Origin of the sequence: Bacteroides celer (assembly GCF_002632415.2) — a bacterium.
Taxonomy (GTDB): domain Bacteria; phylum Bacteroidota; class Bacteroidia; order Bacteroidales; family Bacteroidaceae; genus Bacteroides.
Genome location: NZ_CP178209.1, coordinates 4508497 through 4531292, shown reverse-complemented (window position 1 = coordinate 4531292; position 22796 = coordinate 4508497). Strand labels below are relative to the sequence as shown.

The following is a 22796-nucleotide window of genomic DNA, read 5'->3' as shown; positions in this document are numbered from 1 at the left end:
TTGGGGGTTGGTCGAAATTTCATGTTTCTCAATATTGGTTTTTCATTTCTTTTTTATTTTACTTTGATATGATCGAATCCTTCTCCATACACTCCGATGACAGCACTTTGCGATACAAATGCATTCGGGTCTATGTCTTTTATCAACCGGAAGATGATAGGCGATTCCCTTTTCTTGGCTAATACAAACATCATCTTTACTTCTCGTCCTGTATAAAAGCCGGTTGCATTGATAATCGTTACTCCCCGGTGTGGATATTCGTTAATATGCCGTCCTATTTCTTCATATTTGTTAGATATGATAAAGAACTGTACGGATTGGCGGGCGCTATTCACTACCTGGTCGAGAACGAAACTACAAATATAAAGAGTTACAAACCCATACACCACTTTTTCCCAGTCTTTTAAGACAAAATAACTGGAAGAAATGATAATCATATCGCAGATGAGCACGACTCTTCCTAATGTGATGTCCCGGTATTTGTTGATGATGGCTGCAATTATATCTGTACCTCCCGTACTTCCATTAGCCGAAAAAGCAACACCTATGCCGCCTCCACAGAAGGATGCTCCGATGACACATGCCATAAAGGGCTGGTCGTGGAGAAGCCCGAAACCTGCTGTCAATTTTTGAATGACGGACAGAAAGAAGGTGAGGGTAAATACACCAAAAATAGTTTTGATGCAAAACTTTAGTCCCAGCAACTTGAGGGCTAGTAGCAGCAAGAAGAAGTTGATGCTGAAGTACGTATATTGTACCGGAAAACCTGTGGCCCAATATACGATAGAAGCAATACCCGGTACTCCCCCGGTGGTGATATCGTTAGGCAACAGAAAAACGGTCCAACCGATACCATACAAAATCATGCCGATGGCAATCATTACATAATCTCTGGCTTCACGGATAATGCTTTGCTTAGAAGGCTTTGGAATAGCTGTTTTCATAAACGTGATTATGGCAATCTATAAAATGTTCAAACACGAACCCATGAATAATCCGGCTTTGGGGGAGAAGCCGGATTGGTTCATTATGCTCGTGCTAAAAGGAAATATTCTGTTTTATTTTGCAAAAGCGTGACGGTAGCCTTGTACTTTATTCCATCCGCCGCGAGTGAAGTCGGGTACTTCTACCGGAGCTGAATTGTTCTCGATAGAAAGTCTGGTAAGTTCAGCCATGCAACACCATTCTGCCAGGTCATAAACGTCCATATCCAATGGCAGTCCATTCTGCAAGCAATATGCCAGACGGTAGTCCATGATAAAGTCCATACCACCATGTCCACCTACTTTCTTGGCTGTTTCTTCCAACTCTATATGAATAGGATCTTTATATTTATCCATCAAGGCTTTTTTTACGTTTTCAGGTACAGAACCATGTGCATTCAGATTCTCATGATTAGGCACATCTTTTGAATCAACTTGTGAAGGTCTCAGGCAATATTCTTCAATCGGATATTTGCTTGCGTAACCATCGGCTCCCACTATCTGATACATACGGCTGTATGGGCGTGGAGTCATTACGTTGTGCTGAATCAACATCGTTTTACCGTTCTCTGTGCGAATCAGGGTAGAAGTCTGGTCACCATTCTGGAAGTCGGTCACCTCTTCTCCTGTTTGTTTCTTAATATAAGCCGGTCCGTTGACAGCTTTCGTATCCATCGATACCAATGTTTTCATGCGGTCGCCACGGTGGATATTAAGTACCTGACAAGCAGGACCCATGCCATGGGTAGCATATACATCACCACGGTGTAGATGATTATAATCCATTCGCCAGTTATTCCAGTATTCAGGCCAGAAATCTTCCAGATTGTGGATATATGAACCTTCTACATGAAGTACTTCTCCGAATACGCCTTGTTGTGCCATATTTAAAGAAGTCAGTTCAAAGAAGTCATATACGCAGTTTTCGAGCTGCATACAATGCTTACGTGTCTTTTCGGAAGTATTGATTAGCTGCCAGATTTCATCCAGTGTCATGGCGGCAGGAACTTCGATAGCTACATGCTTACCGTGTTCCATGGCATAAACACCCATTGCAGCATGATGTTTCCAGTCGGTGGCTATGTATACCAGATCAATATCGTCCCGTTCACAAAGTTGCTTCCATGCCTCTTCCGAACCACTGTAAGAAGCAGCTTCAGGAAGTCCGGCATTCTTCAAAATTTCTTGTGATTTTTCAACACGTTCGGGAAGCAGGTCGCATAATGCTACAATCTTAGTTCCCGGGATATGGGTCCAACGTGCCACGGCACCGGGACCACGCATTCCTAATCCGATGAAACCGACACGAACGGTATCAATTTTAGGAGTAACGAGTTGGATTACATCTTCTTGTCCGGCAGGGCGGGCAGGAGTTTCTACTTTGATAGGAGTAAAGGCTTCGGGAGCCTTTGGTTGTTGAGTACAACTGGTGTGCCAAGTTAACAAAGCCAAGCCGATGGCAGTGACTGTAAATAGTTTCTTCATCATATTTTAAAGTTTTTAATAGGGGTTATTCGATGTTTTTCATTTACGTGTCAAAAATAGTAATTAATTAGCCAACTATTTGTATTTGTTCCCGATATTTTCATCACAAAAGTTTCTATTATGAGGTAAAAGATGAGTCTGACTTTTTCTACCTGATTTTGTGTAGGCTTATGTGATGTCAAATACATATAAAAGACATGCCAGAAAAAGGCTCTTCCTAAAAAGAAGTCACCTTTTTAGAATTGCTTAACGTTTACTACTCCTGTTGGGGTAAACTATCTACTTCGTCTGTACTTCTGATAGAACCTAGTATTTGTATTTTTTCCAGGCTCCCCTGGTGAAATCCGGTATTTCTACTGCCATGCTCTTATTCAGTACAGATTTTTCACTTAGTTCTGTGATACACGACCATTCGGCTGCATCGTATACATCCATATCCAGTGGAAGCCCGTTGCGCAGACAATGAATAAGGCGGTAATCCATAACATAATTCATTTCATTGGGTAGGCCTCTGCGATGTGCTTCTTCGCCAATGGTTGCGCTAAAAGGATGTTTATAGCGTGCCATCATTTTTTCTAGCAGTTCTCCTTCAAGTGGAGTGTCTCCATTAGGATCCAGGGCGATACAGGGGACAGGGTATTTTTGGGCGAATCCCAGTGTGCCGCATACTGTTTGAAGGCGGCTGTAAGGACGTGGGGTGGATATGTCGTATTGAAGCATGATTGTCTTTCCTTTGAGCGTGTGGATAAGAGTGGTGTTTACGTCTCCCAATTGATATTTCTGGTGGGCTTCCGGTGAATATTCGCCGAATAGTCTGCGGGCATACTCGCTCATTCCTGCCTGATGAGTAGACATGGAAACGAGATATTCCATTCTGTCACTGCGATGAATATCCAGTATCTGGCAGGCGGGGCCCAACCCATGAGTGGGATAAGGATTGCCTGTATGTTCGATGCTGTATCTTTTTCCCCAATGGTTGTGATAGCCGCCTTCGCTCTCTTCGGCAAAATACATTGAACGAAGATCGTGAATGTAGGCTCCTTCTACATGCATGATTTCTCCGAACAATCCTCGTTGGGCCATGTTGAGAGTCATTAGTGCAAAGGGATCATAACAACAATTTTCGAGCATGATGCAGTGTCGCCTGGTTTTTTCTGCGGTGTCTACCAATTGCTAACATTCTTCCACGCTCATAGCAGCCGGAACTTCAATAGCTACATGTTTATTGCATTCCATTGCGAAAGTTGCCATTGGAGTATGCATTAACCAGTCGGTGCAGATGAATATTAAATCTACTTCATCCGATTCGCACATCTTCTTCCATCCCTCCACTCCGGTATATCCGGTGGCTTCGGAACGGTCGGCTTCTTTTAATAGTTGTTGGGCCTTACTTAGATTTCCTTCTCTTATTTCACAAAGAGCTTTGATTTCTACTCCTTCAATTTGCAGATAACGTTGTAAGGTGAGCAATCCGCGATTGCCCAGTCCTATAATCCCGATGCGGATAGTGGGGATAGGGGGGCTCAGTTGTAATTCTTGGGGAATTAAGTTTAGTCAATTCCCTTCATGCATATACCTTTGCTAGCCTAAAAAGGAAGAAGCTCATATCCACTACTCCTCTAAATGATGCCCTAAATGCTTTGATTTTAGCATTAAATGCTTCCGCTGCTGCATTTGTACTCCTGTTCACAAAGAAGTTCAAAATCCTTTCATAATGATTCTCAATAGAGTTTGCTACTGTTGTGAATGTATCGTATCCATATTCTTCAATCTTATTATACCATAGTGCCAGCTTTGCTCTTGCTACATCCTTGTCATAGTTTGTGGAAAAGATCTTTCCCAACTCCAATGAGTAGTAATATACATGCTTAATATCTTCAAACTGCTTGAAAAGTAATTCTGCCCTGATTTTCTGGCTCTTGGTCCATTTATCAGGTGATTTAAATAATAAATATCTGCTTCTGGCTAATAATTGCCTGAATGTATCTCCGTTTTCGAGTTCTTCTGCTTTATGTACTTCCCCCTTCTCTTTTGCGGCTTTCATGGCTTTATTCTCCTCTTTTATCACTTGCCATCTATATGTAATACGCAACTCTTGTACAGCTTCGTATACAAGTTTTTGTACATGAAACCTATCAATCACCTGCATGGCACGTGGAAAGCACGTTTTCGCAATCTTTTGCATGCTCCCTGCCATATCCAGTGTAATTTCTTTGACTTGATTACGCAGCTCCTGTGGCATCTTTGTAAGTACCGCAATGATATCATCAGCTTTAGTGCCCTGAATTACAGCTATAATAGAACCTTTCCTACCTCGCTTATCTCTATTTATTAAGATGGTATAAAGATCTCCCTTGCTCAAAGCCGTTTCGTCAATACATAGGCGATAACCCATATTCTTTGGATAAAGGATATACTCTTGGGCATGTGCTCTCTGATCCCAATTCTGGAAGTCACTCAGGTGATCTTTATATTGGCTTTGAAGCTGTTTGCCATCCATACAGTAATGCTCAGCTACACTTTGGCAGCTAACGGCGTGATTATCTAAGTAATTCTTTTAAAAAAGCACCGAACTCAGCGGTTATGCGAGTACCGGTGGCTACCAAACTCCAGTCACGACTATATGTCTGCCCAGTGGATGGATCTTCCCAGCGACGACGCTTGATACGTAAATAAACGGCTTTACCACGGATAGGGAAGTCCTGAACTTCAATCTCAGGGAGGAAACCTTTTGAGTGAAGATGGAGATCTGAGTACTCAGCAGGAATAGTGGCTTTCTCCTCTAAATAAAGAATAAAGCAAGTATCCTGAGAAACATGATTGACTAGGGTAAAGTAATCAAGGATTCCTGAAGGCAAGAACAAGCTTAAAGAAACAACAGGATCAATCGTTTGGGAAGAGGATGTGTTCATGATGCAAAAATAAGAATTTTAACGCAATCCCCCAAGTTTTCAGACTGAGCCGCTTTCTCCTCTAAATAAAGAATAAAGCAAGTATCCTGAGAAACATGATTGACTAGGGTAAAGTAATCAAGGATTCCTGAAGGCAAGAACAAGCTTAAAGAAACAACAGGATCAATCGTTTGGGAAGAGGATGTGTTCATGATGCAAAAATAAGAATTTTAACGCAATCCCCCAAGTTTTCAGACTGAGCCGATAGGGGGATGTGCTAGTCGGAGTACGTGCGATTGTACCGGAGAATTTTTCATAAGCTTAGCGGTCTAAAGTAAAACAAAAAAAAGAGAATCTAATTTCTCAGATTCTCTTTGGAGAGCGGAAGACGGGGCTCAAACCCGCGACCCTCAGCTTGGAAGGCTAATGCTCTATCAACTGAGCTACTTCCGCAATTTTTGTGGGCAAAGATGGATTCGAACCACCGAAGTCGAAAGACAGCAGATTTACAGTCTGCCCCATTTGGCCACTCTGGTATTTGCCCTTTTTTTGCTTTTGAGGAGGTTTGTTTCTCAATTGCGGTGCAAAGATACAACTATTTATTTAAACTCCAAACAAAATCGATCATTTTTATTGCAGTAATTGCACATTCGTCTCCTTTGTTACCCAGTTTGCCACCGGCACGATCCTCTGCTTGCTCCATTGTATTTGTGGTAATTAATCCGTAAATAACTGGTATATCGCCAGTTGCGTTTAATTCGGTAATTCCCTGGGTTGCTCCCATACAAACATAATCAAAATGTGGAGTATCTCCTTTAATTACGCAACCAATTGCAATAATTGCATCAAGATCGCAATTTTCCATCATTTGATTGGCACCAAAAGTTAGTTCGAAACTTCCCGGTACAGTTTTTACCAGAATATTTTCGTCTTTTGCTCCATGTTTTTTTAATGTATCGACTGCGCCTTTCAGTAAAGCACCGGTAATATTGAAGTTCCATTCGGATACGACAATGCCAAATTTCATTGCTTCTGCATTCGGAACGGAATTGAAATCATATTCGGATAAGTTATGGTAAGCTGTTGCCATAGTAAATTAAAAGTTGAGAATTATAAAATGAAGTTTGAAAGTATGGGAAATTAAGAAGAAAGGCACGGATTTCACGGATTCCACGGTTTTAATAGATAATCCGCTTAATCCGGTGTAATCCGTGCCTCGATCTCCTTATATAATAAGATATTATTTTTTCATCAATTTAGCCTGTTCGATATATTTGTCGATGTCCATAGCTTGATAAGACTGGAAGTATTTATCCTTGATCTTAGTGTAAGCGTTTACTGCATCGTCATATTTTCCTTGTTTTACCAGGATTTCTCCGGCTTGTATCAGGAAAATCGGGCTTAATGTGTTGTTGTCAGCTTTGTCTGCTGCCGACAGTAAAGTAGAGGCAGCTTTGTCCAGTTGGCCAAGTTGTGCATAGCAGTTACCTGCAGCACCTAAGATTGCCGGAGCAACCATTTGGTCTTTTCCATTGAAGCTATCCAGCATCTTCACTGCTTCTTCATATTTGCCAAGTTGTGCGTAGCAAATACCAGCATAAGCTTTTGCCAAATTAGCAGCTTTTGTTCCGCTGTACTCATCAGCTACTTTCAGGAAACCTGTGTAACCGATGCTGTCACCGTTTAAAGCCTGTTCAAAAGCATCCTGTTCAAAGTATTCCTGTCCTTTGAAAAGAGCTGCTTGTGCTTTTTCTTCACGTGGTTCAGCATAGAGGTTTTTGTACATGATAAAACCTGCTACAATAATAATCACAGCAACAACACCGCCAATAATTGCGTTTTTGTACTTGATAAGAAATGCTTCCGATTGTGTCAGTGCATCTTCTACGTTCAGATGTTCGTTCTGATTCTTTTGTTCTGCCATTTTATATGATTCTTTTTGTTATTATTCACAGTTTGATATTTCGACTCGCAAAAGTAGTTTTTTTATATCTACAAACGAAATTTAGAAGCATCTTTTTTTGTTTTACACCCGAAAACCACGAAAATCTTGCTACTTTTGTGAACAAATTAACGTGTGCACAATGATACTGAAACGAATATCTATATTAAATTATAAGAATCTGGAAGAGGTGGAGCTGGGATTCTCTGCCAAACTGAATTGTTTTTTCGGACTGAATGGGATGGGGAAGACGAATCTGCTGGATGCAGTGTATTTCTTATCCTTCTGTAAAAGTTCCGGCAATCCGATTGATTCTCAGAATATTCGTCATGAACAAGACTTCTTTGTCATCCAGGGTTTCTATGAAGCGGAGGACGGAACTCCTGAAGAGATTTATTGTGGAATGAAACGCCGTTCGAAGAAACAATTTAAGCGGAATAAGAAAGAATATAGCCGCTTCTCGGATCACATCGGCTTCCTGCCTTTGGTGATGGTTTCACCTGCCGATTCAGAATTGATAGCCGGAGGGAGTGATGAACGTCGCCGGTTTATGGATGTAGTGATTTCGCAGTATGATAAAGAATATCTTGAAGCACTGATACGGTATAATAAAGCATTGGTGCAGCGTAACACATTGCTGAAGAGTGAGTTCCCGGTGGAGGAAGAATTGTTTCTTGTATGGGAGGAAATGATGTCTCAAGCCGGTGAAATCGTTTTCCGGAAGCGTGAAGCGTTTATCCGGGAGTTTATTCCTATTTTCCAATCTTTCTATTCTTTTATTTCGCAGGATAAAGAGGCTGTGGGATTATCTTATGAGTCTCATGCACGGGATGCTTCTTTGTTGGAAGTGTTGAAGCAGAGCAGGGAGCGGGATAAGATAATGGGGTTCTCTTTGCGGGGGATTCATAAGGATGAGTTAAATATGCTGTTGGGCGAATTTCCGATAAAGAAAGAAGGCTCGCAGGGACAGAATAAAACATATCTGGTGGCGTTAAAACTGGCACAGTTTGATTTCTTGAAACGTACGGGCAGAACTGTTCCTTTATTATTATTAGATGATATTTTTGATAAACTGGATGCTTCCCGCGTAGAGCAAATAGTGAAGTTAGTGGGCGGAGACAATTTCGGGCAGATATTTATAACGGATACGAACCGGGGGCATCTGGACCGTATTTTACATAAGGTAGGTAGTGATTATAAGATATTTCGTGTAGAAGAGGGTACAATTCAAGAAATGGAGGCTGACGATGAAGCGCAATGATGCCGAACAAATAGGAAAACTGATTCAACAGTTTCTTCGTCAGGAGAGTTTGGAATCTCCGCTGAACGAACAAAGACTGTTGGATGCCTGGCCTCAAGTCTTAGGACCGGCGGCGGCTTATACCAGCAATCTTTATATTCGTAATCAGACATTGTATGTGCATCTTACTTCTGCTGCTCTCCGGCAGGAGTTGATGATGGGGCGTGAAGTATTGGTGCGCACACTCAATCAGAGAGTCGGTGCTATGGTTATTACAAACATTATTTTTCGTTGAGGAAAGGGATTCTGTCTATAACCTTTATACCCAGCTTGCGAAGTGTTTCGGTTGCACGGCTGTAATAAAAAGGATTTTCCAGATATTGATTATTGTGAGCATCTACACCGATGATAGCGGTGCAACCTTCATGGGCGGCTACTTTCCAGAAATCCGGGTAAGGAATGGTGGTGATTCCATGAATGTCATTATACTCTTCATAACCAAGATTATATTCCAACGGTAGGTTTAACCGTGCTGCTGTCCGGCAGATATGTCTGCTGACCAGTTTGCAATGATGATCGAATTCCGGGTAGGAACGCATGAATAAATCCGGATGGGCAAGGTAGGCAAATAGTCCGCTTTCCATTCCTTCAATAGCACTCTCTTCGTAGAGCTCGAGCATGTCTACCGAATCTGTATTCCGGCCGAAATAGGGAAACTTCTCATCTGTATGAAAATGGTGATTTCCGAAGATGATGTAATCCAGCTTATATTCTTTGATGATTCCTTTTAACCAGTGTATATATTCAGTAAAGTATTCACATTCCAATCCTATTTTTATACTGATTTGATTCTTGTATTTTTCTTGTAGCGAACGGAGGCTTTCCACATAGCCCGGCAACTCTTCAGGGAGCATGCGGATGTCGGAGATATAATTGGTGTGGTATTTCCACGGAGTGTGGTCTGAAAAGCCTATTTCTTGATAGCCGCCTTTGATGGCACTTAAAACAAATTCTTCGTCACTCCCTGTCGCATGATGGCAGCGGGTGGTATGGGTGTGATAATTCGTCTTCATTGATTGTTATAATTATATCCATGCGGACGTCGAATGATTCCGCAGGAACTTCTTCTACTAATTGAAATGGGAAACAAATCCCAGCTTTGTAAGCTGTTGGTATGCGTGGCAAGAGGCGGTCGTAGTATCCTTTTCCTCGTCCCAAACGATTACCTTTTGCGTCGAAAGCGACTCCGGGAACGACGATGAAATCGATGGCTGCATAGTCTGTGAATGCTTCCCCGGTTGGTTCTTCTATGCCATAGACACCACAGATTGACATATTTTCAGGCCCGGTATATATCCGAAGCTCCAAATCATCGCCTACCACTACGGGGAGCAAGATTCGTTTCTTATTGCTCCATTTTCGGATAAACTCATGTGTGTCTACTTCATCATTTAGCGAATGGTATAGTAGTACGGTATTGGCCGCCCTGAAAGCCGGGTGGGCTTCAAGGGCGGTCAGTATGTTAGCTGATTGCAGCTTTCGCATAGTCGAATCCGCGTGTTGGGTCTTCAGTAATGCTATACGCTTGCGCAGTTCTTTTTTTCTTTCCATCTTTTTTGTCCTTCGTCACTTCTTCCTCTTCAACGGCTACCGGAGCTTTTGGGAAAGCTTCTCCTTTTTCGAGTATCTCAATGCCTTTAATGACGGTAGCATCTGTCTTGTTAAAATATTGAAGATAAGCTTCCAGTCCAAGCATATTGTAGATGATGTTACCAAAGAGGTTCTTCTCCAAAAGTTTGTATGACTTCTGAATGAGGATATTTCTTCTTTTCACTCCTTTGCTGTCGGCAAAACGGACAAACTGTTCTACCAATCCCTGATGACGAAGATAATTCAGCAATTCTTCCTCTGTTTCATATTGGCTAAGTTTCTTCCGGTTATTGTCGGTGTACTGGAATGTGAATTGAATAGTCAGTCCCCGGTTGATAACAGTAGAAAGATAAGAGGTGACTCCCGTTGTATCTTGCGGTACGAATATATCCGGCATGATACCACCACCGCCATAAACAGTACGTCCCAGGCTGGTGTTATAACGTTCGCTCTCATTCTGCTTGATACTGTCGCGTGAGAAAAATTCCCCATGTTCGTAACGGGTATATAAATCCAGTTCGTAGTTACGATCTTTACCGCTTTCGTATGGGCGTTGGATGCAGCGTCCGGATGGAGTGTAGTAGCGGGCGATTGTCAGGCGGATAGCCGAACCATCACTGAAGTCGATCGGTTGTTGCACGAGTCCCTTACCAAAGGAACGGCGTCCTACAACTGTACCCCGGTCGTTATCCTGAATAGCTCCGGTGAAGATTTCACTGGCAGAAGCAGAACCTTCGTCAATCAATACGACGAGTGGCATTTTCTGACAGCTACCTGTACCGTTGGCGAATTCTTCTGCACGTGGATATTTACGGCCTTGAGTGTATACGATTAATTTGCCTTCGGGCAGGAACTCATTCACCATGCGGATGGCTGCTTCCATATATCCTCCGGTGTTACCGCGGAGGTCAATGATCAGACCTTTGCATTTTTTATGGTTGAGTTGTGCCAGTGCATTCAACAATTCTACATGGCTGGTACGTCCGAATTTGCTGACTTTCACGTAACCAATGTCATCGTTTAGCATATAAGCTGCATCAACGGTATTTTGAGGAATGTCTCCACGGGTAATGTTGAAATGCAATAAGTCTTTTTCTCCTGTTCGTTTGATACCTAATTTCACTTGTGAACCTTTCGGGCCTTTCAGAGTGCGCATAGCCCGTTCGTTGGTTACTTTCTTACCGACAAACAAACTGTCGTCCACGGTAACAATACGGTCGCCCGCCATCAATCCTATCTTTTCAGAAGGGCCACCCTGAACGACTGCATTCACATGAATGGTGTCGTTCTGTATGGTAAACTGGATACCGATTCCGCTAAAGCTACCTTCCAGTTCCGAGTTGACTTCTTCGAGATTTTGGGCAGGGATATAAGTTGAATGTGGATCTAATTCGGCCAGAATCTGCGGCATGGCTTTTTCCACTAAATCGGCCATGTTTACGGTGTCGACATATTGATCGTCTACAATGCGTAACAATGCGTTTAGCTTATTGGAGGAACCGTTGATAATACCCAAACGGTTGCCGGCAAAATGCTTGGCATAAAATGTACCGATAAGAATCCCGACTACCACGCTGACTGCTATGATGACAGGTGTAAAACGTGAAGAGTTTTTTGTACTCATGTCTATTCCTTTTTTAAAACGTTCGTCTTCTTATTTATTCGGAGAGGAATGGTTATCTAATTCTGTGTAGATAACTTCGATTCCCGCCCGTTTTAATAACTCAATTCCATCTTCCAGGCGGTAATGTTCGGAGTAAACTACCCGTTTGATCCCTGCCTGTATGATTAACTTCGCACATTCGATGCAAGGAGAGGCGGTGACGTACATGGTAGCACCGTCGCTACTGTTGTTTGAACGTGCTATTTTGGTAATGGCATTTGCTTCCGCATGCAGAACGTATGGTTTTGTCAGATTGTTTTCATCTTCGCATACATTCTCAAAACCGGAAGGCGTTCCGTTATATCCATCGGAGATAATCATTTTATCTTTAACAATTAAAGCTCCTACTTTACGGCGTTGGCAATAGGAATTTTCAGCCCATATACTGGCCATGCGTATATAACGTTTGTCAAGTTCTAATTGTTTCTTTTCAGTGTCCATGTTGTTTACTATTTATTACTAACTACCCGGAAAACCATACGGAAAGTTTGTTTACCGGATGCCGGTTTGTATAAAAGGTATAAGTTGTTACTGTCTCCTTCGTAAGATGTAGCAGCATTAAGCCCCTCTATGAAATTTTTGGCGAGTTTGTCGTTACCATAATTACCTGCAGTGGTAACAGTAGCTTTAAAGCTGTTGTTTTTGGCATTGGCGCTCCATTTTCCTTCAAAAGTACTGGTTGCAATGACAGTTCCTTTTATATTTCCGTTCATAACATCTCCATCTACTGTACCATCAAATACGATATTGTATGTACCATTCTTATTAAGTTCTTTGATACTTGCTTTTTCTTGTTCCTCATTTTCCCAGAAGGGAAACATCTCATGACCTCCATCCACAGTGATATAATTTAGTTTCCACGTTTTTCCTGTAAAGATAGCGGCTACATCGTCCGAATCATTACACCCTGAAAATAAAGGAAGCAATAGTAATAATCCTACTATTTTATAGATATTCTTCTTCATACGGTTATGTTTAATACTTAATACCTTATACTTAATACTTATTTCTTTATTCCATTTCTGATTAATAAAGCATCAATACTTGGTTCCTGCCCGCGGAAACGTTTATAAAGTACCATCGGATGTTCCGTTCCTCCTTTCGACAGAATATTGTTGCGGAACGAGTCTGCAACTTCCTGATTGAATATTCCTTTTTGCTTGAACAATGAGAAAGCATCGGCATCCAGTACTTCCGCCCATTTATAACTATAGTATCCGGCGGCATATCCACCAGCGAAGATATGGGAAAACTGCGTACTCATGCAAGCTTCTGGTACAACCGGCAATATTTGTGCATCCTTCCAGGCTTCCTGTTCATAAGCTTTCACGTCTCCTTCAAAAGGAGTGTTGCGAGTATACCACGCCATATCAAGTAAACCGAAACTTAGTTGCCGCAGACAAGCATAAGCAATATTGAAATTAGAAGCGTCTACAAGACGTTTTATTAATTCATCCGGTAAAACTTCTCCTGTCTGATAATGACGGGCAAATGTATTGAGGAAATCTTTCTCTATGGCGAAGTTCTCCATAATCTGCGAAGGAAGCTCCACAAAGTCCCAATATACATTGGTTCCGCTTAAACTTCTGTAAGTGGAATTGGCAAACATACCATGCAGGCTATGTCCGAACTCATGCAAGAATGTTTCTACTTCATTGAATGTTAATAAAGCAGGCTTATTCTCGGTTGGCTTGGTAAAGTTCATCACAACGGATACATGCGGACGGCTGTTTTCGCCAGTCTTTTTATCTATCCATTGGTCTTTGTAACTTGTCATCCAAGCTCCGGCGCGCTTACCTAAACGTGGGTGGAAGTCAGTATATAAGACGGCTAAGAATTTTCCGTCTTTATCAAACACTTCAAAGGCTTCCACTTCTTTATGGTAAACCGGAATTTCTGTATTTTTCCGGAAAGTAATTCCATATAACTTTTCAGCTAGTCCAAACACTCCTTTTTTCACTTGTTCCAATTCGAAGTAAGGACGGAGCATTTCTTCATTGATATTGAATTTTTTGTCTTTCAGTTTGTTTGAGTAATAACTCCAGTCCCAAGGCATTACAACGAAATCATCTCCCTGCTCTTCGCGGGCCAGTTCTTGAATTTCTTTGTATTCTTGTTGTGCGGTAGGAGCGTATGCTTCCAGCAGTTGGTTGAGCAGCTTGTATACAGACTCACTGTTTTCAGCCATTCTTTTCTTTAGCGTATATTCCGCATAATCTTTGTATCCCAATAGCTGGGCTATTTTCATACGTGTATTGGCTATATTTTTTACGATATCGATATTATTGAATTCGTTATCGTGCGTACATTTTGTATTGTAAGCCATATACAATTTCTGGCGTAAATCACGATTGTCGGAATACGTCATAAAAGGAACGTAGCTTGGAGCATGAAGCGTGAACGCCCATCCTTCTTTTTCTTCGCTCTTGGCTGTTTCAGCAGCAGCTTCTATGATAATTTCGGGTAATCCGGCGAGACTTTCCTTTTTTGTCAACAGCATCTGATAGGCATTTGTCTCTTTCAGGTTGTTTTCACTGAAAGTAAGCGTCAGTTTACTCAACTCGTTTGTCAGGCGGCGGTACTCTTCCCGTGCTTCTCCTTCCAAATTGGCACCATGACGAACAAAACTGTTGTATGCATTTTCCAGTAACTGTTTTTGTTCCTGTGTCAGTTGCAAAGTCTCTTTCTGGTTATACACTTCTTTCACACGTGCGAATAACTTTTCATTCAGTGTGATATTATTGCTGTGTTCACTAAGCAACGGCATAATCTTTTGAGCGAGTTCTTGCAGATCGTCATTCGTTTCTGCGCTCAACATATTACCGAAGACGGCAACTACTTTATCCAGTAATTCCCCTGATTCTTCGAAAGCTTCTATCGTATTGCTAAAATCAGCCTTTTCCGGATTCTGTATGATAGCCTCTATTTCAGCATTTTGCAGCTTGATTCCTTCGAGGATAGCAGGCTCATAATGTTCAGTTTCAATCCGGTCGAATGGCACGGTTCCGTGCGGCGTATGGTATTGCCCGTAGAAAGGATTCTGGGCGTTTGTTATATTGCTCATAGTGCAAACTAGTATCAATGTTATTAATAATCTCTCCATAGAAGTACAAAGCTACTAAAATTGTCGCTTATTCAACGGATAACACGTTGCTTTTTAACAATATATAAAATGAAATGTATAAAAAAACCGCTACGGTTTCCCGCAGCGGTTTTCTATATGGTTCAAGCTTCTAATTAAGCGTTAACTGATGCCATGTGAGCGATCAAGTCAAGAACTTTGTTAGAGTAACCGATTTCGTTGTCATACCAAGATACAACTTTAACGAAAGTATCAGTCAAAGCGATACCTGCTTTTGCGTCGAAGATAGAAGTACGAGCGTCACCTAAGAAGTCAGAAGAAACTACTGCATCTTCAGTGTAACCCAGGATACCTTTCAATTCGCCTTCAGAAGCTTCTTTCATTGCAGCGCAGATTTCAGCGTAAGTAGCCGGTTTAGCCAAGTTAACTGTCAAGTCAACTACAGATACGTCCAAAGTCGGAACACGCATAGACATACCAGTCAATTTGCCGTTCAATGCAGGGATTACTTTACCTACAGCTTTAGCAGCACCAGTAGAAGAAGGGATGATGTTGCCAGAAGCAGCACGACCACCTCTCCAGTCTTTCATAGAAGGACCGTCAACTGTTTTCTGAGTAGCAGTTGTAGAGTGAACTGTAGTCATCAAACCGTCAAGGATACCGAACTTGTCGTTCAATACTTTAGCGATAGGAGCCAAACAGTTAGTAGTACAAGAAGCGTTAGATACAAATTGAGTACCTTTTACGTATGTCTTTTCGTTTACACCGCAAACGAACATCGGAGTGTCATCTTTAGAAGGAGCTGACATTACAACATATTTTGCACCAGCTTCGATGTGAGCCTGAGCTTTGTCTTTGCTCAAGAACAAACCTGTAGATTCAACAACGTATTCTGCACCTACTTCGTTCCATTTCAAGTCAGCCGGATTTCTTTCAGCTGTGATACGGATAGCTTGACCGTTAACGATCAATTTGCTGTTTTCAACATCTGCTTCAATAGTACCGTCGAATTGACCGTGCATTGTATCATACTTCAGCATGTAAGCCAAGTAATCAACCGGGCAAAGGTCATTGATACCTACGATTTGAATATCGTTTCTTTTCATTGCAGCGCGGAAAACGAAACGTCCGATACGTCCGAATCCATTAATACCTACTTTAATCATTTTGTTTAAACTTTTAAGGGTTTTATAATATTTGTTCAAATATCTCTCTACCTCCGCACTTGTTTTATTTTCAAATGCGGTGCAAAATTACAAAAATGTTTTTATATTCGCGCATTAAATTCACATTAAATATTGAAAAAAGATGGGAAAGAGTACATTTTTACAGGACTTTAAGGCGTTTGCCATGAAAGGTAACGTCATAGACATGGCTGTCGGTGTTGTTATTGGTGGTGCGTTTGGAAAAATCGTATCATCATTGGTTGCTAATGTTATTATGCCTCCGATTGGTTTACTGGTTGGCGGTGTGAACTTTACGGATTTGAAATGGGTGATGAAAGCGGCAGAGATCGGTGCTGACGGTAAGGAGATAGCTCCGGCTGTGACATTGGATTATGGCCAGTTTCTGCAGGCCACCTTTGATTTTCTGATTATCGCTTTTGCTATATTTTTATTTATACGTTTGATTACGAAACTGACAACTAAAAAACAGGCAGAAGTAGCAGCTGCTCCTCCAACTCCTCCTGCGCCAACGAAAGAAGAAGTTTTGTTGACGGAGATACGTGATTTGCTGAAAGAAAAAAATAATTGATTCTAATTAAAATGAAGGAGATTTCAGGTGTAAACTTGTGAATCTCCTTTATTTTTCTCTTCATTATTAATATAGATTGCGTACTTTTTTCTACTTTTGCAACTCAATTTATTCAAAATCCAACCATTGATATGCAGGAAAAAATAATAATTCTTGATTTCGGTTCGCAGACAACACAGCTTATAGGCCGCCGTGTACGTGAATTGGATACGTATTGTGAAATCGTTCCTTATAACAAGTTTCCTAAAGAAGACCCGACTATTAAAGGAGTCATTCTCTCCGGAAGCCCTTTTTCGGTTTACGATAAAGATGCTTTCAAAGTAGATTTGAGTGAAATTCGTGGTAAATATCCGATATTGGGTATTTGTTATGGTGCACAGTATCTGTCATATACCAATGGCGGAAAAGTGGAACCGGCCGGAACGCGTGAGTATGGACGTGCTCATTTGGCTTCTTTCTGCAAAGGTAATGTACTGTTTAAAGGAGTGCGTGAGGAGTCGCAGGTGTGGATGAGTCATGGAGATACGATTACTGCTATTCCTGATAATTTCAAGAAAATAGCTTCAACAGATAAAGTAGAGATTGCTGCTTATCAGATAGAAGGGGAGCAGGTATGGGGTGTTCAGTTCCATCCGGAAGTATTCCATAGTGAAGACGGAACTCAAATCCTGAAGAACTTTGTGGTAGATGTTTGCGGCTGCAAGCAAGACTGGTCGCCGGCTTCTTTTATTGAGAGCACGGTTGCCGAACTGAAAGAACAGTTGGGTGATGATAAGGTTGTTCTCGGTTTGAGTGGTGGAGTCGATTCATCGGTTGCGGCAGTGCTGCTGAATAAAGCTATCGGCAAGAACTTGACTTGTATCTTTGTAGATCATGGTATGCTGCGTAAGAATGAGTTCAAGAATGTGATGAAAGACTACGAATGTCTTGGTTTGAATGTGATTGGCGTTGATGCCAGCGAAAAGTTCTTTACGGAACTGGCTGGTGTGGCCGAACCGGAAGCTAAACGTAAGATTATAGGTAAGGGTTTCATTGATGTGTTCGATGTAGAAGCTCATAAGATAAAAGACGTGAAATGGCTGGCCCAAGGTACAATCTATCCGGATTGCATCGAGTCATTGTCTATCACGGGTACAGTGATAAAGAGCCATCATAATGTAGGTGGACTTCCTGAAAAGATGAATCTGAAATTGTGTGAGCCACTTCGTTTGTTGTTTAAGGATGAAGTTCGTCGGGTAGGTCGTGAGTTGGGTATGCCGGAACATCTGATTACCCGCCATCCGTTCCCGGGACCGGGGCTGGCAGTGCGTATTCTGGGTGATATTACTCCTGAAAAAGTACGTATTCTGCAGGATGCTGATGATATCTTTATTCAGGGATTGCGTGACTGGGGATTGTATGATAAAGTATGGCAGGCAGGAGTTATCTTGTTGCCAGTACAGTCTGTAGGCGTGATGGGAGATGAACGTACGTACGAAAGAGCAGTTGCTTTACGTGCTGTGACATCTACAGATGCCATGACAGCCGACTGGGCGCATCTGCCTTATGAATTTATGGGTAAGGTATCGAATGATATTATTAATAAGGTGAAGGGAGTGAACCGTGTAACCTATGATATCAGTTCTAAACCACCAGCAACCATTGAGTGGGAATAATAACACTTTATAATCTAAAAATAGCCTCAATAGGAATTCCTGTTGAGGCTATTTTTATGATGAATAGTTTTTTTTTTTTTGATTGCTCAGTCCGTATCTACTCGCTTACCAGCTTTTGTGCGTCCGGAATAAGAATCTCTTTCCGGCGTAACTCTAATAATCCTTTGTCTTGTAGCTCGTTGAGTGCTTTCGATGTATTCAACCGGGTATCATCTAAGTAGCGGGCAAGGTCGTCCATTTTTACTTTGAATATCTTTTCTCCCTGCGCCTTTTCACAATGTAACAGGAAAAAGCGAATGATTTTCTCTCTTAAATCCTGTGTCGGCTCTTCCCATAAACGTGAGTAAAGATTTTGTGCCCGGTTACTTACGATGTTCATATAGTTCAGCCGGAATATTTCATATTTGAACAGGTCGCTAAGTACGAATGCTTTGCTGATACTGACGGTATGCGCTTCCGTATGTGCCACATAAGCAGAAGTGTAATGGGTATTCATGCCAAACAACGACTGTGGTTCCAGCAGATAAGGTGCTTCCATCTGTTCGATGACGGTGTATATATTTTCTTTGGAACTTGTGACGATAGAAACCTCTCCTTTTAATAGGAAGCAGAGTTGTTTACACGGACTACCACTCTCTATGATAGTTTCTCCCACTTTATGCTTGATAAAGTGTAGCTTGACCTTATCCAGAATACTTGTGAAATCTTCATGACAAAGACCTTGAAATAAAGGCAATTGGAGCAAAGTGTCGAACATTGTTTCCATATGTTGTAATCTCTTGTTAATCGTACAAATTTACTCATAATACAATACTGCTGTCAACATCTGACCGTTCTTTTTGTTTTTTTTATTGTTTGAATGCATAAAAATAGAGTATATTTGCAGAAAAAAAGGAGGGAATTATGTTCGCAGGCTTCAATTGGCAGCAGATGATTAGTGCGTTTATCGTACTTTTTGCCGTGATAGATATTATCGGCTCTATACCTATTATAATTAACCTGAAAGAAAAAGGGAAAGATGTGAATGCAATGAAAGCTACTGTCATCTCTTTTGCTTTGCTGATCGGATTTTTCTATGCGGGAGATATGATGCTGAAACTCTTTCATGTAGATATTGAATCGTTTGCAGTAGCCGGTGCATTTGTCATTTTCCTTATGTCTTTGGAGATGATTCTGGATATTGAGATTTTCAAGAACCAGGGTCCTATCAAAGAAGCAACTTTGGTGCCGCTTGTCTTTCCTCTGTTGGCAGGTGCCGGAGCTTTCACCACTTTGCTTTCTCTTCGGGCAGAATATGCCAGTGTTAATATCATTATAGCTTTAGTCTTGAATATGATCTGGGTTTACTTTGTAGTGAGTATGACCGGTCGTGTAGAACGTTTCCTGGGAAAAGGAGGCATCTATATTATTCGTAAATTCTTTGGTATCATCTTATTAGCTATTTCTGTGAGGTTGTTTACAGCCAATATAACGTTATTGATTGAGGCGTTGCATCGGTCTTGATTTTCTTATTAAATTGAAAGCTATTGTATCGGATGTGCCATCGTGTTGGCACAACTGTGACATGTCTTTGTCGCAATCGTGCCACTTTGATGTCACAAGTGTGCCAATGTGGTGGCACGAGTTGGCATTTATAACGTTTCTTCTTCTTCTGCTGCTGTTGTTTCTTCTTCTGTATTTTCTTCCTCTTCCATTTCGTCCGCAAAAGGTTCCGGGCGTTGCGGTCCGTGATTTACGAAAACGAAAGCACAGAGTGTCCCCATAATTCCTCCGCTAAGATGTCCTTCCCACGACATATTGGTGGGGGAGAAATAAGGAAACATATGCCATATAATCCCTCCATATAAAAAGGTGACAAGTAAAGAGATGGCAATGAGTGGAATATATTTGCGGAGAATACCACTGAAAAAGAGAAAGAAGGCAAGTCCGTAAATTAATCCGCTGGCACCAATGTGCCATCCCGGTTTTCCAATCAGGAAAGTAAGTAGTCCGCCTCCGAGCCAGATTAGGATAAAAATCTTACCTGCTATCCCCCGGTAAAAGTAAAAAAGACACCATGACAAGAAAAATAAAGGAATTGTATTTGCCAGTAAATGACTAAATCCGCTGTGTATCAATGGGTGAGTTAAAATACCTACCAGCCCCCGTTTCTCCATAGGATATACCCCCAAGCGAGAGAAGTCCCAGTCCATTCCGACTTCCATAATCTTGAGTATATAGAGAATAAAAATAGGAAACAAAGGCTTTGCTGCAGCCAGCATGATACGCTGAATATCTTGCTTCATGACATTCTTTTCTTTAGATATTTTACGCAATACTACGAATATTTGCACAAAATCTGAAAATAAAAAGCCTTTTTATTTTTGTTTTTATCTATAATTTGTACATTTGGGCGTTATACCCGTTGTATATGATGCTACAGTCCATATATGCGGTATGTAACAATAAATAGATATATGATATAATGACCAATAAATTAACCTTTAATAATGCACAACTATGAGTTATTTACGATTTGACAAGACCCTCATGACGAATCTGGAAGAGTCTCTTCAAAGAGAAATCCTCCGGACGAACAAAGCAGGAGCTTATCATTGTACGACGATTGTTGATTGTAACACACGCAAATATCACGGCCTGTTGGTAATTCCAGTTCCCAATATCGACGATGAAAATCATGTGCTGCTATCTTCTCTTGATGAAACGGTAATTCAACACGGTGCGGAGTTTAACTTGGGATTGCACAAATATCAGGGAAACAACTTTAGTCCTAACGGACACAAGTATATCCGCGAGTTTGATTGTGAGCATATCCCGGCAACAACTTACCGTGTCGGAGGTGTTATCCTCCGCAAAGAAAAAATCTTTGTACATCATGAAAATAGAATCCTGATTCGTTATACTTTGCTGGATGCGCATTCGGCTACGACTTTGCGCTTCCGCCCGTTCCTCGCTTTCAGGAGTGTACGTGAGTACACACATGAAAATGCGCAGGCAAGCCGCGAGTATCAACTTGTGGAAAATGGTATTAAAACCTGTATGTATCCCGGATATCCGGAACTATATATGCAGTTGAATAAAAAGTGTGAGTTTCATTTCATGCCTGACTGGTATCGGGGTATTGAATACCCGAAAGAACAAGAGCGTGGGTATGACTTCAATGAAGACCTTTATGTTCCCGGTTATTTTGAGGTGGATATAAAGAAAGGGGAGAGCATCGTATTCTCTGCCGGAACTTCAGAAGTGACTCCCCGTAGATTGAAACAAACATTTGAGGCTGAAGTGCTTGATCGTACCCCTCGTGATAGCTTTTACCATTGTCTGAAGAATTCCGCTCATCAGTTCCATAACCAGCAGGAAGACGAACATTATATTCTTGCCGGTTATCCGTGGTTTAAATGTCGTGCACGTGATATGTTCATTGCCCTGCCGGGACTGACGCTTGCGCTCGATGAGGTCGATCAGTTTGAGGATGTGATGAAAACGGCGGAAAAGGCAATTCGCAATTTTATAAATGAAGAACCAGTAGGCTACAAGATTTATGAAATGGAGCATCCTGACGTTTTGCTTTGGGCTGTCTGGGCTTTGCAGCAATATGCAAAAGAAACTTCCCGTGAGCAATGTCGTCAGAAATACGGAGAACTTCTGAAAGATATAATGGAGTTTATTCGTCAGCGGAAACATGAGAATCTTTTCTTGCATGATAATGGATTACTTTTTGCCAACGGTACGGATAAGGCGATTACATGGATGAATTCTACAGTGAACGGACATCCGGTGATTCCTCGTACGGGGTATATTGTTGAATTTAATGCGTTGTGGTATAATGCGTTGCGTTTTATAGCTGATTTGGTGCGCGAAGGAGGAGACGTATACTTGGCGGATGAACTCGATGCGCAGGCAGAAGTAACCGGAAAGTCTTTTGTCGAGGTATTCCGTAACGAATATGGTTATCTGCTTGATTATGTAGACGGTAATATGATGGATTGGAGTGTACGTCCTAACATGATATTTACCGTAGCGTTTGATTATTCTCCTTTGGATCGTGCACAAAAGAAACAGGTGCTTGATATTGTGACCAAAGAGCTGCTCACTCCGAAAGGAATTCGTTCGTTGAGTCCGAAGAGTGGTGGATATAATCCTAACTATGTGGGTCCGCAGATACAACGGGATTATGCTTATCATCAGGGAACTGCTTGGCCTTGGTTGATGGGGTTCTATCTGGAAGCTTATCTTCGAATTTATAAGATGAGCGGATTGTCATTCGTTGAACGCCAACTGATTAGTTATGATGACGAAATGACAAGTCATTGTGTTGGTTCCATTCCCGAGCTATTCGATGGGAACCCGCCTTTCAAAGGACGCGGCGCAGTATCGTTTGCGATGAATGTAGCAGAAATACTGCGTGTCTTAAAGCTACTGTCTAAGTATTATTAAAAAAGGAGGAACG

21 protein-coding genes, 2 tRNA genes and 1 pseudogene are annotated in these 22796 nt (G+C 41.5%); 6 read left to right on the top strand and 18 right to left on the bottom strand.

From position 1 onward, the window contains the following. Nucleotides 1-53 precede the first annotated feature (53 nt). The 9 genes and pseudogenes from CJF29_RS18510 to CJF29_RS18470 form a co-directional block, all read right to left on the bottom strand. A complete protein-coding gene (locus CJF29_RS18510) occupies nucleotides 54-944 on the bottom strand; it encodes a YitT family protein (RefSeq protein WP_004301761.1) in 891 nt (296 codons plus the stop codon). Between the two features lie 114 nt (nucleotides 945-1058). Further along, nucleotides 1059-2468 (bottom strand): Gfo/Idh/MocA family protein, encoded by a 1410-nt coding sequence (locus tag CJF29_RS18505; RefSeq protein WP_009000517.1) that lies wholly within the window; start codon nucleotides 2466-2468, stop codon nucleotides 1059-1061. Between the two features lie 306 nt (nucleotides 2469-2774). Continuing rightward, nucleotides 2775-4013: pseudogene (locus tag CJF29_RS18500) on the bottom strand (Gfo/Idh/MocA family protein). Between the two features lie 19 nt (nucleotides 4014-4032). Beyond that, the gene (locus tag CJF29_RS18495) at nucleotides 4033-4968 is read right to left on the bottom strand and encodes a transposase (RefSeq protein ID WP_074556840.1); all 936 of its coding nucleotides are present in this window, start codon (nucleotides 4966-4968) and stop codon (nucleotides 4033-4035) included. A 40-nt stretch (nucleotides 4969-5008) separates the two neighbouring features. Continuing rightward, entirely contained in the window at nucleotides 5009-5380 is a 372-nt protein-coding gene (locus CJF29_RS18490; RefSeq protein WP_074559397.1) for a transposase family protein, read from the bottom strand. Between the two features lie 359 nt (nucleotides 5381-5739). Further along, a tRNA-Gly gene (locus CJF29_RS18485) sits at nucleotides 5740-5812 on the bottom strand. Between the two features lie 8 nt (nucleotides 5813-5820). Further along, nucleotides 5821-5903: transfer RNA gene (locus CJF29_RS18480), tRNA-Tyr, on the bottom strand. Nucleotides 5904-5954: 51 nt separating this feature from the next. After that, nucleotides 5955-6449: a 6,7-dimethyl-8-ribityllumazine synthase gene (ribH, locus tag CJF29_RS18475; RefSeq protein ID WP_004301766.1), complete on the bottom strand. Its 495-nt coding sequence runs from the start codon at nucleotides 6447-6449 to the stop codon at nucleotides 5955-5957. A 150-nt stretch (nucleotides 6450-6599) separates the two neighbouring features. Next, a complete protein-coding gene (locus tag CJF29_RS18470; protein ID WP_004316163.1) occupies nucleotides 6600-7283 on the bottom strand; it encodes a tetratricopeptide repeat protein in 684 nt (227 codons plus the stop codon). A gap of 160 nt (nucleotides 7284-7443) precedes the next feature. Here CJF29_RS18470 and recF point away from each other — a divergent pair, with 160 nt between their 5' ends. Both recF and CJF29_RS18460 read left to right on the top strand, forming a co-directional pair. Then, on the top strand, nucleotides 7444-8562 hold the full coding sequence (gene recF, locus CJF29_RS18465; RefSeq protein WP_008771136.1) for a DNA replication/repair protein RecF: 1119 nt from the start codon (nucleotides 7444-7446) through the stop codon (nucleotides 8560-8562). Further along, nucleotides 8549-8836 (top strand): DUF721 domain-containing protein, encoded by a 288-nt coding sequence (locus CJF29_RS18460; protein ID WP_004316165.1) that lies wholly within the window; start codon nucleotides 8549-8551, stop codon nucleotides 8834-8836. The genes recF and CJF29_RS18460 overlap by 14 nt, the downstream gene beginning before the upstream one ends. On the opposite strand, the gene CJF29_RS18455 is transcribed toward CJF29_RS18460, so the two are convergent. The 7 genes from CJF29_RS18455 to gap all read right to left on the bottom strand — a co-directional run bounded on the left by CJF29_RS18455 (nucleotide 8823) and on the right by gap (nucleotide 16102). Further along, nucleotides 8823-9614 carry a histidinol-phosphatase gene (locus CJF29_RS18455; protein ID WP_099147002.1) on the bottom strand — a complete coding sequence of 264 codons (792 nt, stop codon included), beginning with the start codon at nucleotides 9612-9614 and terminating at the stop codon, nucleotides 8823-8825. The two genes, CJF29_RS18460 and CJF29_RS18455, sit on opposite strands and share 14 nt — an antisense overlap. Beyond that, nucleotides 9559-10086, bottom strand: coding sequence for a 5-formyltetrahydrofolate cyclo-ligase (locus CJF29_RS18450; protein WP_004316167.1), 528 nt, complete (start codon nucleotides 10084-10086; stop codon nucleotides 9559-9561). The genes CJF29_RS18455 and CJF29_RS18450 overlap by 56 nt, the downstream gene beginning before the upstream one ends. Next, entirely contained in the window at nucleotides 10064-11815 is a 1752-nt protein-coding gene (locus tag CJF29_RS18445) for a S41 family peptidase (protein WP_008020856.1), read from the bottom strand. Before CJF29_RS18445 ends, CJF29_RS18450 begins: the two co-directional genes overlap by 23 nt. A gap of 30 nt (nucleotides 11816-11845) precedes the next feature. Beyond that, the gene (locus CJF29_RS18440) at nucleotides 11846-12295 is read right to left on the bottom strand and encodes a dCMP deaminase family protein (protein WP_008020857.1); all 450 of its coding nucleotides are present in this window, start codon (nucleotides 12293-12295) and stop codon (nucleotides 11846-11848) included. 8 nt (nucleotides 12296-12303) lie between these two features. Next, nucleotides 12304-12819 carry a DUF4847 family protein gene (locus CJF29_RS18435; RefSeq protein ID WP_009039671.1) on the bottom strand — a complete coding sequence of 172 codons (516 nt, stop codon included), beginning with the start codon at nucleotides 12817-12819 and terminating at the stop codon, nucleotides 12304-12306. 38 nt (nucleotides 12820-12857) lie between these two features. Next, entirely contained in the window at nucleotides 12858-14918 is a 2061-nt protein-coding gene (locus CJF29_RS18430; protein ID WP_099147001.1) for a M3 family metallopeptidase, read from the bottom strand. Nucleotides 14919-15091: 173 nt separating this feature from the next. Further along, entirely contained in the window at nucleotides 15092-16102 is a 1011-nt protein-coding gene (gene gap / locus CJF29_RS18425; protein ID WP_055235843.1) for a type I glyceraldehyde-3-phosphate dehydrogenase, read from the bottom strand. A gap of 142 nt (nucleotides 16103-16244) precedes the next feature. Between gap and mscL the strand changes: the two genes are divergently transcribed. Together mscL and guaA are read left to right on the top strand one after the other, a co-directional pair. Next, nucleotides 16245-16691, top strand: coding sequence for a large-conductance mechanosensitive channel protein MscL (gene mscL / locus CJF29_RS18420; RefSeq protein ID WP_004316173.1), 447 nt, complete (start codon nucleotides 16245-16247; stop codon nucleotides 16689-16691). 131 nt (nucleotides 16692-16822) lie between these two features. Beyond that, a complete protein-coding gene (gene guaA, locus CJF29_RS18415; protein ID WP_074708561.1) occupies nucleotides 16823-18346 on the top strand; it encodes a glutamine-hydrolyzing GMP synthase in 1524 nt (507 codons plus the stop codon). Nucleotides 18347-18443: 97 nt separating this feature from the next. Here the strand turns inward: guaA and CJF29_RS18410 are convergent, their stop codons facing one another. After that, complete coding sequence (locus tag CJF29_RS18410; protein ID WP_004304586.1) at nucleotides 18444-19112, bottom strand: Crp/Fnr family transcriptional regulator; 669 nt, start codon at nucleotides 19110-19112, stop codon at nucleotides 18444-18446. Nucleotides 19113-19249: 137 nt separating this feature from the next. Between CJF29_RS18410 and CJF29_RS18405 the strand changes: the two genes are divergently transcribed. Next, on the top strand, nucleotides 19250-19849 hold the full coding sequence (locus CJF29_RS18405) for a MarC family protein (RefSeq protein WP_004301781.1): 600 nt from the start codon (nucleotides 19250-19252) through the stop codon (nucleotides 19847-19849). Nucleotides 19850-19977: 128 nt separating this feature from the next. On the opposite strand, the gene CJF29_RS18400 is transcribed toward CJF29_RS18405, so the two are convergent. Next, nucleotides 19978-20631 carry a rhomboid family intramembrane serine protease gene (locus tag CJF29_RS18400; RefSeq protein WP_004309014.1) on the bottom strand — a complete coding sequence of 218 codons (654 nt, stop codon included), beginning with the start codon at nucleotides 20629-20631 and terminating at the stop codon, nucleotides 19978-19980. A 214-nt stretch (nucleotides 20632-20845) separates the two neighbouring features. Between CJF29_RS18400 and CJF29_RS18395 the strand changes: the two genes are divergently transcribed. Continuing rightward, on the top strand, nucleotides 20846-22783 hold the full coding sequence (locus CJF29_RS18395) for a glycogen debranching enzyme N-terminal domain-containing protein (protein WP_004301783.1): 1938 nt from the start codon (nucleotides 20846-20848) through the stop codon (nucleotides 22781-22783). The last annotated feature ends 13 nt before the right edge of the window (nucleotides 22784-22796 follow it).

What these genes read in the sequence shown, in the direction of transcription:
- CJF29_RS18435 (WP_009039671.1), bottom strand. Translation starts at nt 12,819, where the DNA reads ATGAAGAAGAATATCTATAAAATAGTAGGATTATTACTATTGCTTCCT.
- CJF29_RS18430 (WP_099147001.1), bottom strand. Translation starts at nt 14,918, where the DNA reads ATGAGCAATATAACAAACGCCCAGAATCCTTTCTACGGGCAATACCAT.
- CJF29_RS18405 (WP_004301781.1), top strand. Translation starts at nt 19,250, where the DNA reads ATGTTCGCAGGCTTCAATTGGCAGCAGATGATTAGTGCGTTTATCGTA.
- CJF29_RS18450 (WP_004316167.1), bottom strand. Translation starts at nt 10,086, where the DNA reads ATGCGAAAGCTGCAATCAGCTAACATACTGACCGCCCTTGAAGCCCAC.
- CJF29_RS18495 (WP_074556840.1), bottom strand. Translation starts at nt 4,968, where the DNA reads ATGGATGGCAAACAGCTTCAAAGCCAATATAAAGATCACCTGAGTGAC.
- CJF29_RS18490 (WP_074559397.1), bottom strand. Translation starts at nt 5,380, where the DNA reads ATGAACACATCCTCTTCCCAAACGATTGATCCTGTTGTTTCTTTAAGC.
- CJF29_RS18445 (WP_008020856.1), bottom strand. Translation starts at nt 11,815, where the DNA reads ATGAGTACAAAAAACTCTTCACGTTTTACACCTGTCATCATAGCAGTC.
- CJF29_RS18455 (WP_099147002.1), bottom strand. Translation starts at nt 9,614, where the DNA reads ATGAAGACGAATTATCACACCCATACCACCCGCTGCCATCATGCGACA.
- CJF29_RS18510 (WP_004301761.1), bottom strand. Translation starts at nt 944, where the DNA reads ATGAAAACAGCTATTCCAAAGCCTTCTAAGCAAAGCATTATCCGTGAA.
- CJF29_RS18470 (WP_004316163.1), bottom strand. Translation starts at nt 7,283, where the DNA reads ATGGCAGAACAAAAGAATCAGAACGAACATCTGAACGTAGAAGATGCA.
- gap (WP_055235843.1), bottom strand. Translation starts at nt 16,102, where the DNA reads ATGATTAAAGTAGGTATTAATGGATTCGGACGTATCGGACGTTTCGTT.
- CJF29_RS18505 (WP_009000517.1), bottom strand. Translation starts at nt 2,468, where the DNA reads ATGAAGAAACTATTTACAGTCACTGCCATCGGCTTGGCTTTGTTAACT.
- recF (WP_008771136.1), top strand. Translation starts at nt 7,444, where the DNA reads ATGATACTGAAACGAATATCTATATTAAATTATAAGAATCTGGAAGAG.
- CJF29_RS18460 (WP_004316165.1), top strand. Translation starts at nt 8,549, where the DNA reads ATGAAGCGCAATGATGCCGAACAAATAGGAAAACTGATTCAACAGTTT.
- CJF29_RS18395 (WP_004301783.1), top strand. Translation starts at nt 20,846, where the DNA reads ATGAGTTATTTACGATTTGACAAGACCCTCATGACGAATCTGGAAGAG.
- ribH (WP_004301766.1), bottom strand. Translation starts at nt 6,449, where the DNA reads ATGGCAACAGCTTACCATAACTTATCCGAATATGATTTCAATTCCGTT.
- mscL (WP_004316173.1), top strand. Translation starts at nt 16,245, where the DNA reads ATGGGAAAGAGTACATTTTTACAGGACTTTAAGGCGTTTGCCATGAAA.
- guaA (WP_074708561.1), top strand. Translation starts at nt 16,823, where the DNA reads ATGCAGGAAAAAATAATAATTCTTGATTTCGGTTCGCAGACAACACAG.
- CJF29_RS18410 (WP_004304586.1), bottom strand. Translation starts at nt 19,112, where the DNA reads ATGGAAACAATGTTCGACACTTTGCTCCAATTGCCTTTATTTCAAGGT.
- CJF29_RS18440 (WP_008020857.1), bottom strand. Translation starts at nt 12,295, where the DNA reads ATGGACACTGAAAAGAAACAATTAGAACTTGACAAACGTTATATACGC.
- CJF29_RS18400 (WP_004309014.1), bottom strand. Translation starts at nt 20,631, where the DNA reads ATGAAGCAAGATATTCAGCGTATCATGCTGGCTGCAGCAAAGCCTTTG.